We start from the raw sequence: 12,114 nt of genomic DNA on the forward strand, positions 1-12,114 counted from the left end.
GGCATTGCCGCCGGCTCATCTTTCCATCGAGGTTTCGCTTGTTTCTGAGGTTCATGTCCGTGGGCGTGGTGAACACCGCGATCCACTGGACCGCCTTCGCCCTGTTCGTCTGGTTCGGGGCCTCGCAGGCGCTCGCCAATCTCCTGGCCTTCTCGCTGGCGGTGACCTTCTCCTTCTTCGCCAACGCGCGCTGGACCTTCGAGGCGCGCTCGACGCTGACGCGCTACCTCCTTTATGTCGGTTTCATGGGCGCGCTCGCGACGCTCACCGGCTGGGCGGCGGATCGCGCCCATCTGCACCCGCTCGTCACGCTGGTTGGCTTTTCGGCGATCAGTCTAGTATGTGGCTACGCATACTCGCGCTTCGTCGTCTTCAAGGTTTCGAAATGAAGATCAGCCTCGTCGTTCCCGTGTTCAACGAGGAGGAGACGGTCGACCTCTTCCATCGCACGGTGCGCGAGCATTTCGCGAACGCGCCCTTCGAGGTCGAGATCGTCTTCGTGGACGATGGCAGCCGCGACCGCACGCCCGAGATCGTCGCGGCGCTGGCCGAGGCCGATCCGCTCGTCGTTCCGATCCGCTTCACCCGCAATTTCGGCAAGGAGCCCGCGCTGATCGCCGGGATCGAACACGCGTCCGGCGACGCGGTGATCCCGATCGACGTCGATCTCCAGGACCCGATCGAGGTCGTCCCGCTCCTGATCGAGAAATGGCAGGAAGGCGCGGACATCGTGCTTGCCAAGCGCGTCGACCGCTCGTCCGACACGCATCTGAAGCGGCAGACCGCCGAGATGTTCTATCGGCTGCACAATCGCATCAGCAAGCCGAAGATCGAGGAGAATGTCGGCGACTTCCGCCTTCTCTCGCGCCCCGTTGTGGAAACCCTGAAGCTGATGCGCGAGCGCAATCTCTTCATGAAGGGCATCCTGAGCTGGGTCGGCGGCGAGGTCGCGATCGTCGAATACACGCGCGCCGAGCGCACGGCCGGCACCTCGAAGTTCAACGGCTGGGCGCTGTGGAACCTCGCGCTGGAAGGCATCACCTCCTTCTCCACCGTGCCCTTGCGCATGTGGACCTATATCGGCCTGACGGTGGCGGGCTTCGCCTTCGTCTACGGCGTCTGGATGATCGTGGACAAGATCATCTGGGGCAATGCCGTGCCGGGCTATCCGTCGCTTCTCGTGTCGATCCTGTTTCTCGGCGGCATCCAGCTCATCGGCATCGGCGTCCTCGGCGAATATATCGGGCGCATCTATATCGAGACCAAGCAGCGCCCTCGCTACGTGATCCGAACCGAGCGCAGCCAGCGTTAGCCCCAGCGCGGGCGCCAGGAGACGGCGCGCCGATTGCCTGCGAGGCCCGGATCGGCCTATCCCTCTCCCTGCCCGGCGAGGGGTCGCCGGGGTGAGGCATTGCGGGCGCGGGGAGTGGAAGCGGCCATGAGCAAGACGGGTCCGGTCGAGACGATCGACAGCCACCAGCATTTCTGGCGCCTGTCGCGCGGCGACTATGGCTGGCTGAACGAGGAGGGCGTCGCCGCGATCCGGCGCGATTTCCTGCCCGAGGATCTCGCGCCGCTTCTTCGGCGCACCGGCGTCGCGCGCACGATCGCGGTTCAGGCGGCCGAAACGGAAGCCGAAACCGACTTCCTTCTGGCGCTCGCCGAACAAACGCCCTTCATCGCCGGCGTGGTCGGCTGGCTCGACATGGAAAGCGAGTTCTTCGCCGAGCGCCTCGCCCAATACGCCGCCAACCCGCTCTTCGTCGGGCTGCGGCCGGTTCTGCAGGGCCTGTCGGACGAGCGCTACATCCTGCGCCCCGTCGTTCTCGACAATCTGCGCCGCGTCGCCGACAGCGGCCTCGCCTTCGACTTTCTGACCTTTCCTCGTCATCTGCCGCATGTGGCCAAGGCGCTGGAAGCGGTCCCGGGCCTGCGCGCGGTGGTGGACCACATCTCCAAACCCGCGATCGCCGAAGGCCGGCTCGACCCCTGGCGCGACGACATCGCGGCGGTGGCCGCCTTTCCGAACGTCTCGTGCAAACTGTCGGGCCTCGTCACGGAAGCCGCGCCCGACTGGCAGCTCGAACACCTCCGCCCCTATGTCGATCATGTCGCCGCGATCTTCGGGGAGGACCGGCTTCTTTTCGGCAGCGACTGGCCGGTGGCGACGCTCTCCGCCTCCTATGGCGAGGTCATCCACGCCGCGCGCGCCCTTCTCAGCCCGCATTTCGGGCCGGACGGCATGGCGAAGATCTTCGGCGGCAACGCCGCGCGCTTCTATCGCGTGACCGCGCGGTAAGGCGCGAGAAAGCCTGACCGGCGGCGCACCCGATCCGCCGCCCGCCCTTGCGCGACCAGCCGCCCGATTCGGGCACGGCCTGACCTTCGAACATTGCCCCGCCCCCGGCGAGCCCTCGCGCTCCGCCGGGCGCTTTTGCATGGGAAAAACCACCGCCGCGCGCCGTCCTCACACCTCTGTGTGACAGGTCGTTGACAAGGCCTGCGACATCCGCCTCTATAGCCTTGTCCGAAACAACGAACACGTGTCCGTTATAGCGGATATCTGACGAGAGGAAGCGATCATGGCACTGACCCGGTATGGCGGCGGTGGAACCGGAGCGGGCGGACAGCCGCTGCCCTTCGCGCGCGCCGTGGAGGCCGACGGCTGGCTCTACGTGTCGGGACAGGTCGCGATGGAGAACGGCGAGATCGTGCCGGGCGGCATCGTCGAGCAGACCCACAAGACCATGGCCAATGTCATCGCCATCCTCACCGAGGCCGGCTACGGGCTGGAGGACGTGGTGCGCGTCGGCGTATGGCTGGACGATCCGCGCGACTTCTGGAGCTTCAACGGCGTCTACGCACAGTATTTCAAGGGCCATCCGCCGGCCCGCGCCTGCGTCCAGTCCTCGATGATGGTGGATTGCAAGGTCGAGATCGACTGCATCGCCTTCAAGCGCAAGGACGCGCAATGAGCGCGGCGGTCGAAGCCGAGGGGATCAAGGCCAAGGGCCGGGCCCGGGGCCTCGACCGCGCCTTCGACATTCTGGACTGCCTCGCCGAAGCGCGCCGCCCCTTGCGCGCCGGCGAGATCGCGGCGCTTCTCGGCGCGCCGCGATCCACCATCTACGAGCTCGGCGCCCTGCTTCAGGCGCGCGGCCTTCTGGAGGATGCGGGCGAGGGCAAGCTGTTTCTGGGCGAGCGGGTGCATCTTCTGGCCGCCGCCTATGCCGCCGTGTCCGGCCGCCATGCCGCGATCCAGTCCGCCCTGAAGCGCATCGTCGAGGAAACCGCCGAAACCGCGCAGTTCTGCCGGCTCGACGGCAACCAATATTATGTCGCGGCGCAGCGCGAGGGCTCGCGGCCGTTCCGCATCTCCACCGATATCGGCGAGCGCGTGCCGCTGACCTGGACCGCCTCGGGCCGCGTCCTCGTGGATCACCTGACGCCGGACGAAATCCTCGCCTTCGTGCCGCCCGGCGACTTCGCCTTGCCGGACGGCACGCCGATCGATCGCGAGGCCTTCCTGACCGAGGTGGCCGAGACGCGCGCGCGCGGGCACTTCACCTTCGACAGCCTCCTCGACAGCTACACCCATTGCTTCGCCGTGCCGGTCAGCCGCCCGGACGGGCAGGCCGCCGCAACGCTCTGCATCGTCGCCCCGCGCGAGGACGCCAAGGCCAACCACGCCGCCTATCTGGCGAGCCTCAAGCGCGCCGCCGCCGCGCTTTCCACCCATTTCCCTGACCAGGACTGACCGGGCCGACCATGCGCATCTTCACCGCCTCGCTCGCCACGGAAACCAACACGTTCTCGCCGGTTCCGACCGATCTCCTGGCCTTCCAGGCGGCCTTCTATGCCGGGCCGGGCGAGCATCCGGACACGCCGACGCTCTGCTCCTCGCCGGTGCCGATCCTGCGTCGGCGCGGCCGGGCGGAGGGCTTCACCGTGATCGAGGGCACGTCCTGCTGGGCCGAGCCCGCCGGCCTCATCCAGCGCCAGACCTTTGAGCACCTGCGCGACACGATCCTCGGCGAACTGGAAGCCGCCCTGCCGGTCGACGGCGTCGTGCTCGGCCTTCACGGCGCGATGGTGGCGCAGGGCTATGACGACCCGGAAGGCGACTTCCTCCAGCGCGTGCGCGCCCTTGTCGGGCCGGACGTCACCGTCGCCGCCGAGTTCGACCCCCATTCGCATCTCACCCCCTTGCGCGTCTCGCAGCTCGATCTCCTGGCGGCTTTCCTGGAATTCCCGCACACCGATTTCGAGGAGCGGGGCGAGCTGGTCGTGGATCTGGCGCTGCGCACGATCCGGGGCGAGATCCGCCCGGTGATCTCGACCTTCGACTGCCGGATGATCGCGATCTATCCGACCAGCCGCGAGCCGATGCGCTCCTTCGTCGATCGCCTGAAGGCGATGGAAGGTCGCGACGGCATTCTCGCCGTCTCCGTGATCCACGGCTTCATGGCCGGCGACGTGCCGGACATGGGAACGCGCATCGTGGTCGTCACCGATGGCGACAAGGCCAAGGGCGAGGCGCTGGCCGCCAAGCTCGGGCGCGAGCTCTATGCGCTGCGCGGCACGACCGCCATGCCGATCCTCGACACCGAGGCCGGGCTGGATCAGGCGAGAGCGGTCCGCGCCGCCCATCCCGAAAAGCCCGTCGTGATCGCCGATGTCTGGGACAATCCGGGCGGCGGCGTCGCCGGCGACGCCACGCATGTCCTGCGCCGCATCCTCGAGCGCGGCGATATGGGCAAGGTCGCGCTCGCCACGATCTGGGACCCGATCGCCGTGTCCTTCTGCCACGCGGCGGGCGAGGGGGCGGAGATCGAGCTTCGCTTCGGTGGCAAGTCGAGCCCGCATGGCGGCCAGCCGCTGGACGCGCGCGTGAAGGTGCTGCGCGTCGAAGAAAGCGGCTGGCAGAGCTTCCGCAACAGCCGCGTCACGCTTGGCCGCGCCGCCACGATCCGCATCATCGGCACCGAGATCGACGTGATCCTCATCACCAGCCGCACCCAGACCTACGAGCCCTCGATCTTCACCAATATGGGCGTCGACTTCGCGGCGAAGGATCTGCTCCTGGTGAAGTCCACCAACCATTTCCACGCCGGCTTCCAGCCGGTGGCGAGCGAGATCGTCTATGTCGCCTCGCCCACCTCCTACCCGACCGATCCGGCGACGACGCCCTATCGCAAGGCGAGCCTTCAGCTCTGGCCGCGCGTGAAGGACCCGCTCGGTCTCGACGCCTGATCCCCCGTTTCCCGACCCGCAAAAAGGAAGACCATCCGTGAAGAGACCGCTTCGTTCCGCCGCCTTCGCCCTTCTCCTCGCGGGCACCAGCTCGGTCGCGCTCGCCCAAGGCGGCGGCGTCCTGACCGTCGCCACGATCGGCGAGCCGCCGACGCTGGACGAGATGCAGACGCCGACCGACATCGTGCTGACGATCGGCAACCATATTTTCGAGACGCTCTACACGTTCGACAAGGAGTGGCAGCCCCAGCCCTTGCTCGCCGCCGCCATGCCGGAGCTTTCCGAGGACGGCCTGACCTACCGCATCCCCTTGCGCGAGGGCGTCACCTTCCATGACGGGTCGGCCTTCGATTCCGCTGACGTCGTGGCCTCGCTGAAGCGCTGGATGGCGATCAACTCCAAGGGCAAGCAGGTCGCCGGCGTCGTCGAAAGCGTGGAGCCGGACGGCGAGCACGCGGTCACGATCAAGCTGAAGTCGCGCTATTCGCCGCTGATCGCGACCCTGTCGCAGGCCTCGATCATCCTGCCCTCCGAGAAGCTCGCGGACACGCTGACCGAGTTCGTCGGAACGGGCCCCTATCAGCTGAAAGAACGCCGGCCCGACCAGTACACGCAGCTCGTGCGCTTCGAGAACTACAAGTCGCCCGAAGGCGAGCCCTCCAACTATGCCGGGCGGCGTGAGGCGATCGCCTCCGAAATCCGCTTCGTGCCGGTGCCGGACGCCAACACCCGCGTCGAGGGCCTGATCTCCGGCCAGTACGATTACGCCGACTCGCTTCCCGTCAGCGCCTTCGAGCGCGTCGAGGCGAGCGACACGGCCGCGCCGGTGATCTTCCAGAACGCCGGCTGGACCTCTCTCAACATGAACATGAAGGAAGGCGTCCTCACCAAGAAGGGCCTGCGCCAGGCGGTGCAGGTGGCGGTGAACCCGACCGACATGATGCTCGCCGCCTTCTCCGACGAGAAGTTCTTCGGCATCGACGGCGCCTTCTTTCCGGAAGGCTTCGTCTGGCACACGGAAGCCGGCGTCACCCGCTATGGCGAGGGCGACCCGGAAGCGGCGGCGAAGCTCATGAGCGAGGCCGGCTATGACGGCACGCCGATCCGCATCCTGACGAGCCGTCAGTACGAGTTCCACTACAAGACCGGCGAAGTCGCCAAGGCCTATCTGGAAGCCGCCGGCTTCAAGGTCGACCTGCAGGTCGTGGACTGGGCGACCCTGACGACCCGCCGTGCCGACCCCAAGCAGTGGGACATCTTCATCACCCACTCGAACTTCCCGGGCGATCCGACGACGCTGAACACGATCACCGACACCTATCCCGGCTGGTACGTCTCGGACCAGAAGGCGCAGGCCGTGTCGGCCTACATGAACGCCACCACGCAGGACGAGAAGTTCAAGGCCTGGGAAGGCATCCAGACCGTGATCTACGACGACGCGCCGCTCGTGAAGGTCGGCAATTTCAACGCGCTCGGCGGTCTTGCCAAGGGCGTGAAGGGCTACGAGCCGGCCTATTGGCCGCGCTTCTGGAACGTCACGCCGCGCTCCTGATCGCCCGCCCCGACGGCCGGGCGTGAAGCCCGGCCGCTTCCTCCAGCGGGGCGCATCTCGCCGCCCCGGAGATCGTCTCAACTTCCGTCCGGCGACGCGCCAGAGCGCGCGCGCCGGACCATTCGGGAGACCCGGCCATGTCGCGGCTCGTGTCCGCTTTCTTGAAGCGCCTCGGCGGCATGGCCGTGGTTCTGGCGCTGGTGGTGACGGTGGTCTTCGTGATCGTCCGGGTGACGCCCGGCGATCCGGCCGCCGTGATGCTCGGCGCCGACGCCACGCCCGCCGACATCGCCGAATTGCGCGCCCGGCTCGGCCTCGACGCGCCGCTGCTCCAGCAATACGGGCAATTCTTGCTGGACGTCGTCAGGGGCGATCTCGGCCAGTCGATCTTCCTCGGGCAGCCGGTGACGACGGCGCTCGCCGCCCGCGCCGAGCCGACCTTCTTCCTCACGCTCTTCTCGATCCTGATCGCGGTCGCCATCGCGCTGCCCGTCGGCATCCTCTCGGCGGTGAAGCGCGGCACGCTGTTCGATCAGCTCGTCGTCGGCGTCACCATGATCGCGGCGAGCGTGCCGAGCTTCTGGCTCGGCCTCATCCTGATCCAGAGCTTCGCGGTCGGGCTCGGCTGGTTTCCCGCCTCCGGTTACGGCGGGCCGGACACGCCGTTCCTCGAGCGGCTGCACCATCTGGTTCTGCCGGCCTTCGCGCTCGGTATCGTCAATTCGGCTCTCATCACCCGCTTCACCAGAGCCGCCATGCTGGACGTTCTCGGCGACGATTACGTGCGCACGGCCCGCGCCAAGGGGGCGGGTCCCGCCCGCGTCGTCCTCAAGCACGCGCTGAAGAACGCGCTGATCCCCATCATCACCGTGATCGGCCTGTCGATCGCGCTGCTGGTGGCCGGCGCCGTCGTCACCGAGACCGTGTTCGGCCTGCCGGGCGTCGGCAATCTCGTGGTGCAGGCCGTGTTGCGGCGCGACTATCCGGTGATCCAGGGCGCGCTTCTCGTGGTCGCGGCGATCTACGTCCTCATCAATTTCGCGGTGGACATGCTGTACCTCTTCGTCGACCCACGGGTGCGGATGTGAGCGCGCTCGTCTCTCCCGCGCCGCGCTTGGCAAGCCTCCGCCGGCTCGCGCGCAACAAGGCGATCCTCGTGGGCCTCGTGATCCTCGGCCTGGTGGTTCTGGCCGCCCTCTTCGCGCCCTTGATCGCCCCCTACGCGCCCAACAAGCTGTCGATCGTCAACAAGCTGAAGCCGCCCTCCGGGGCGCATCTCTTCGGCACGGACGAGTTCGGCCGCGACGTCTTCTCGCGCGCCATCTATGCCGGGCGCGTGTCGCTTCTCGTCTCGCTCGGCGTGGTGGCGATCTCCACCGTGCTCGGCGTCGCGCTCGGTCTCTTCGCGGGCTATTTCCGCCGGCTGGACGCGCCGATCTCGCGGCTTCTCGACGCGATGATGTCGTTTCCCGACATTCTCCTCGCCATCGCGCTCGTCGCCGCGCTCGGTCCTTCGCTGACCAATGTCATCCTGGCGCTCGGCATCACCTATGCACCCCGCCTCGCGCGCATCGTGCGCGGCTCGACGCTGGTCCTGCGCGAGCTTCCCTATATCGAGTCCGCCGTGACGCTCGGCCTGCCGACCTGGCAGATCCTCCTGCGCCACGTTCTTCTCAATCTCGCCTCGCCCATTCTCGTTCAGGCGACCTTCGTCTTCGCCTCGGCCATGCTGGCGGAAGCCAGCCTCTCGTTTCTCGGCGTCGGCGTCTCCACGGACATGCCGACCTGGGGCACGATGCTCGCCTCGGGCCGCGAATACATGAACGCCTCGCCCTGGCTCATGCTGTTTCCGGGCCTCGCCATCGTGCTCGCCGTCCTGTCGCTCCAGCTCGTCGGCGACGGGTTGCGCGATCTCGTCGACCCGCGCCTGTCCAAGGAGGTCTGAGCCATGGACGCCCTGTCTCCCAAAGCTGAGCCCGTTCTCTCCGTCGAAAAGCTGACGACCTCGTTCCGCACCGGGCGGGACTGGCGCTCCGTCGTGCGCGACATCTCCTTCACCGTGGACGCCGGCGAAACGGTCGCCATCGTCGGCGAGTCGGGCTCGGGAAAGAGCGTCACGGCCCTGTCCGCCATGCGGCTCCTGCCGGCGGACAAGGCGCGCTGCGAAGGGCGCATCCTTCTGGAAGGGCGCGATCTCCTCACGCTTTCGGAAAAGGAGATGCGTCAGGTGCGCGGCGGGCGCATCGGCATGATCTTCCAGGAGCCGATGACCTCGCTGAACCCGGTCTTCACGATCGGCAACCAGCTCGCCGAAGCCCTCGTCCTCCATCGCGACCTGTCCTGGCGCGAGGCGGAGGAAGAGGCGGTGCGCATCATGGAGCGCGTGCGCATCCCCGCCGCCCGCGCGCGCCTGTCGGAATATCCGCACAAGTTCTCCGGCGGCATGCGCCAGCGCGTGATGATCGCGATGGCGCTCGCCTGCCGGCCGAAGCTCCTGATCGCCGACGAGCCGACCACGGCACTAGATGTCACGATCCAGGCCGAGATCCTGCATCTCGTCCGCGAATTGCAGCGCGAGGAGAACATGGCCGTTCTCTTCATCACGCATGACATGGGCGTCGTCGCGGAGATCGCAGATCGCACCGTCGTCATGCTGCGCGGCGACATGGTGGAAACCGGCCGAACCGACGAAATCTTCCGCGCGCCGCGCGAGCCCTATACGCGGGCGCTGCTCGCCTCGATCCCGCGCCTCGGCACGATGGGCGAGGCCTTCGGGCCGAAGCGCTTTCCCGCCGTCGATCCGGCCACCGGCGTCGCCGAGGACGGGCGCGAAACCCGCCCCGTCATCGCCGGCGCGCCGCCGATCCTCGACGTCGCGAACCTTTCGGTTCGCTTCGACCTGCCGAACGGGCGCATCCATGCGGTGGAGGACGTGTCCTTCGCGCTGAAGCCCGGCGAGACGCTGTCGCTCGTCGGCGAGTCCGGCTGCGGCAAGTCCACGACGGGCCGCGCCATCATGCGGCTTCTGACGCCGACGGCCGGCGCGATCCGCATCGAGGGCGAGGACCTGGCCACGGCCGGCGCTGCCCGCATGCGCGCCATGCGCCGAACCGCGCAGATGATCTTTCAGGACCCGTTCGCCTCGCTCAACCCGCGCCTGTCGGTGGGCGCGGCGATCGCCGAGCCGATCCTGTCTCACAAGCTCATGGACAAGGGCGCGGCGAAGGCCCGCGTCGCCGATCTCCTCCAGAAGGTCGGCCTGTCGCCGGATGTCGCCACGCGCTTTCCGCACGAGTTCTCCGGCGGGCAGCGCCAGCGCATCTCGATCGCCCGCGCGCTCGCGCTGGAGCCGCGCCTGATCGTCGCCGACGAGGCGGTGTCGGCGCTGGACGTCTCGGTCAAGGCGCAGGTGGCCAATCTTCTCCTCGACCTTCAGGAGGAGATGGATCTCGCCTATCTCTTCATCAGCCACGACATGGCGGTGGTGGAGCGCATGAGCCACCGCGTCGCCGTCATGTATCTCGGCGAGATCGTGGAGATCGGTCCGCGCCGGGCGATCTTCGACAATCCGAGCCATCCCTATACGCGCCGGCTGATCGAGGCCGTGCCCTTGCCCGACCCGGAGCGGCGCGGCCACCTGCCGCCCGCGCTCACGGAAGAGATCAAGAGCCCGCTCCGACCGCTCGACTACGTGCCCCCGAAGCGGCGCTATGCCGAGGTCTCGGACGGGCATTTCGTGGCGCTGCCGAACTGAGACCGGTGCGAGGCCGAGCCCCTTGCGCACGGCCGCGCCCGATGGCTTAAAGCTCCCCGCGCCGCCTGATGGTGGGCGAGGGGAGCCAGCTTGGATGCGTGCCTTCGAATTCCTGACGCGGGCGGCCTTCGGCTTTGCCAGCCTGATGCTCATGCTCCTGGCCTGCGGGCTCATCGTCTATGCCATGTCGGGGGTCTGGACGAGCTACAACGACCCCAATCTCGATGTGGGCTCGACGCTTTTGGAAGCGGTCGGCTTCACGGTGATCGCCATCGCCGTGTTCGACGTCGGCAAATATCTCCTGGAAGAAGAGGCGATCCGGGGCCGCGAGATGCGCAACGCCGCCGAGGCCCGGCGGAGCCTCACGAAGTTCATCTCGACCATCGTCATCGCCGTGCTCCTGGAAGCGCTCGTCACCGTGTTCCAGGCGGGCAAGGAAGCGCCCCCGCAGATGGTCTATCCAACGCTTCTCCTCTTCGTCGGCGTTTTCCTCCTGGTCGGGCTCGGCCTCTACCAGCGCCTGTCGGTCAGCGTGGAGAACGAGGCGAACGACCCGCCGGATGAGGGCGGGGAGGGCGAGCCGGACGCTCCGAAGGCCCCGAAGGCCGGGGCGCCGGCGCGCGCCAAGCCATGAGCCGCGCCTTACCGGCCCTCGCGTTCATCGCGGCGTTCGCGCTGCCCATGCCGGCCCAAGCCGAAACCGTCTCGGGCGCGGCGCGCCAGCGCGTCGACATCGCGGCCCCGCCCTGGAACGCGGTGGGGCAGGTGAACACGATGGCCTATTCCCGTTGCACCGGCGTCCTGATCGGCCGGCAACTCGCCGTGACCGCCGCCCATTGCCTCTACAACCGCGCGACCAAGCGCTTTCTCGCGCCCGGCTCTGTGCATTTCGTCCTCGGCTACGATCGCGGGACCTACCGGTTCCAGACGGTCGCGCGCGCCATCCGCATGGACCCCGGCCAGGACGGCGAGCGCTCGCTCGCGGCCGCGCCGCGCGACTGGGCGCTCCTGGACCTGGCAGAGCCCGCCCCCGCCGATATCGAACCCTTGCGGCTGGCCGGCGAGCCGCCCCGCCCCGGCACGGCGCTCGCCGCCGCCGGTTTCGGGCGGGACCGCGCCTATGCGCTGACCGTCGCGGAAGGGTGCCGCACGGCGTCGCAGGCCGCGAACGACCTGATCGTCGCCACCTGCTCGATCATCCAGGGCTATTCCGGCGGCCCGCTCGTCGATGAATCCGGCGCGCTCGTCGGCATCAGCGTCGCGACCGCCAAGGCGAATGGGCGCGACGTCATGCTGGCCGTGCCGGTTGCGGCCTGGCGCGAGCGGTTGGAGCGCTAGAGCGTTTCAGGTTTTGACGGAAGCATAGCCTGCGTTTTCGAAGTAGTTTGCGCATTCGTCGGACGGGATGGTGGTGACGAGGTGGCCGACGTGTCGCCACGTTTCCTCGATGGTCCGCTTCTGGGCCATGCGCATCCAATGCTTGATCTTGGCGAAGGCCTGTTCGATCGGATTGAGGTCGGGCGAGTAGGGCGGCAGGTACCAGAGCCGTGCCCCG

13 protein-coding genes are annotated in these 12,114 nt (G+C 67.9%); 12 read left to right on the plus strand and 1 reads right to left on the minus strand.

Annotation, left to right across the window (positions count from 1 at the left end):
- Window positions 1-59 precede the first annotated feature (59 nt).
- The 12 genes from B146_RS0117430 to B146_RS26535 all read left to right on the plus strand — a co-directional run bounded on the left by B146_RS0117430 (window position 60) and on the right by B146_RS26535 (window position 11,897).
- Window positions 60-389, plus strand: coding sequence for a GtrA family protein (locus tag B146_RS0117430; RefSeq protein WP_409359848.1), 330 nt, complete (start codon window positions 60-62; stop codon window positions 387-389).
- Window positions 386-1,312, plus strand: a complete 927-nt coding sequence (locus B146_RS0117435; protein ID WP_019997756.1) for a glycosyltransferase family 2 protein — start codon at window positions 386-388, stop codon at window positions 1,310-1,312. The genes B146_RS0117430 and B146_RS0117435 overlap by 4 nt, the downstream gene beginning before the upstream one ends.
- A 126-nt stretch (window positions 1,313-1,438) precedes the next feature.
- Window positions 1,439-2,299: an amidohydrolase family protein gene (locus B146_RS0117440; RefSeq protein WP_019997757.1), complete on the plus strand. Its 861-nt coding sequence runs from the start codon at window positions 1,439-1,441 to the stop codon at window positions 2,297-2,299.
- 283 nt (window positions 2,300-2,582) lie between these two features.
- Window positions 2,583-2,975, plus strand: a complete 393-nt coding sequence (locus B146_RS0117445; protein ID WP_019997758.1) for a RidA family protein — start codon at window positions 2,583-2,585, stop codon at window positions 2,973-2,975.
- On the plus strand, window positions 2,972-3,757 hold the full coding sequence (locus B146_RS0117450; protein WP_019997759.1) for an IclR family transcriptional regulator: 786 nt from the start codon (window positions 2,972-2,974) through the stop codon (window positions 3,755-3,757). Before B146_RS0117445 ends, B146_RS0117450 begins: the two co-directional genes overlap by 4 nt.
- Before the next feature lie 11 nt (window positions 3,758-3,768).
- Window positions 3,769-5,253 (plus strand): M81 family metallopeptidase, encoded by a 1,485-nt coding sequence (locus tag B146_RS0117455; RefSeq protein WP_019997760.1) that lies wholly within the window; start codon window positions 3,769-3,771, stop codon window positions 5,251-5,253.
- 37 nt (window positions 5,254-5,290) lie between these two features.
- Window positions 5,291-6,805 (plus strand): ABC transporter substrate-binding protein, encoded by a 1,515-nt coding sequence (locus tag B146_RS0117460; RefSeq protein ID WP_019997761.1) that lies wholly within the window; start codon window positions 5,291-5,293, stop codon window positions 6,803-6,805.
- Between the two features lie 137 nt (window positions 6,806-6,942).
- Window positions 6,943-7,893, plus strand: a complete 951-nt coding sequence (locus B146_RS0117465) for an ABC transporter permease (protein WP_019997762.1) — start codon at window positions 6,943-6,945, stop codon at window positions 7,891-7,893.
- The gene (locus tag B146_RS0117470; protein ID WP_019997763.1) at window positions 7,890-8,750 is read left to right on the plus strand and encodes an ABC transporter permease; all 861 of its coding nucleotides are present in this window, start codon (window positions 7,890-7,892) and stop codon (window positions 8,748-8,750) included. The genes B146_RS0117465 and B146_RS0117470 overlap by 4 nt, the downstream gene beginning before the upstream one ends.
- A 3-nt stretch (window positions 8,751-8,753) precedes the next feature.
- The gene (locus tag B146_RS0117475; RefSeq protein ID WP_019997764.1) at window positions 8,754-10,559 is read left to right on the plus strand and encodes an ABC transporter ATP-binding protein; all 1,806 of its coding nucleotides are present in this window, start codon (window positions 8,754-8,756) and stop codon (window positions 10,557-10,559) included.
- Window positions 10,560-10,653: 94 nt separating this feature from the next.
- On the plus strand, window positions 10,654-11,193 hold the full coding sequence (locus B146_RS26530; protein WP_019997765.1) for a hypothetical protein: 540 nt from the start codon (window positions 10,654-10,656) through the stop codon (window positions 11,191-11,193).
- Window positions 11,190-11,897, plus strand: coding sequence for a trypsin-like serine peptidase (locus B146_RS26535; protein WP_019997766.1), 708 nt, complete (start codon window positions 11,190-11,192; stop codon window positions 11,895-11,897). Before B146_RS26530 ends, B146_RS26535 begins: the two co-directional genes overlap by 4 nt.
- A gap of 6 nt (window positions 11,898-11,903) precedes the next feature.
- Here the strand turns inward: B146_RS26535 and B146_RS0117490 are convergent.
- A partial coding sequence (locus tag B146_RS0117490; protein ID WP_019997767.1) for a transposase occupies window positions 11,904-12,114 on the minus strand: 211 nt, incomplete at its 5' end.

Source organism: Aureimonas ureilytica DSM 18598 = NBRC 106430, assembly GCF_000382705.1.
GTDB lineage: Bacteria > Pseudomonadota > Alphaproteobacteria > Rhizobiales > Rhizobiaceae > Aureimonas > Aureimonas ureilytica.

What these genes read in the sequence shown, in the direction of transcription:
- B146_RS0117450 (WP_019997759.1), top strand. Translation starts at nt 2,972, where the DNA reads ATGAGCGCGGCGGTCGAAGCCGAGGGGATCAAGGCCAAGGGCCGGGCC.
- B146_RS0117465 (WP_019997762.1), top strand. Translation starts at nt 6,943, where the DNA reads ATGTCGCGGCTCGTGTCCGCTTTCTTGAAGCGCCTCGGCGGCATGGCC.
- B146_RS0117435 (WP_019997756.1), top strand. Translation starts at nt 386, where the DNA reads ATGAAGATCAGCCTCGTCGTTCCCGTGTTCAACGAGGAGGAGACGGTC.
- B146_RS0117455 (WP_019997760.1), top strand. Translation starts at nt 3,769, where the DNA reads ATGCGCATCTTCACCGCCTCGCTCGCCACGGAAACCAACACGTTCTCG.
- B146_RS0117475 (WP_019997764.1), top strand. Translation starts at nt 8,754, where the DNA reads ATGGACGCCCTGTCTCCCAAAGCTGAGCCCGTTCTCTCCGTCGAAAAG.
- B146_RS0117440 (WP_019997757.1), top strand. Translation starts at nt 1,439, where the DNA reads ATGAGCAAGACGGGTCCGGTCGAGACGATCGACAGCCACCAGCATTTC.
- B146_RS26535 (WP_019997766.1), top strand. Translation starts at nt 11,190, where the DNA reads ATGAGCCGCGCCTTACCGGCCCTCGCGTTCATCGCGGCGTTCGCGCTG.
- B146_RS0117445 (WP_019997758.1), top strand. Translation starts at nt 2,583, where the DNA reads ATGGCACTGACCCGGTATGGCGGCGGTGGAACCGGAGCGGGCGGACAG.
- B146_RS26530 (WP_019997765.1), top strand. Translation starts at nt 10,654, where the DNA reads ATGCGTGCCTTCGAATTCCTGACGCGGGCGGCCTTCGGCTTTGCCAGC.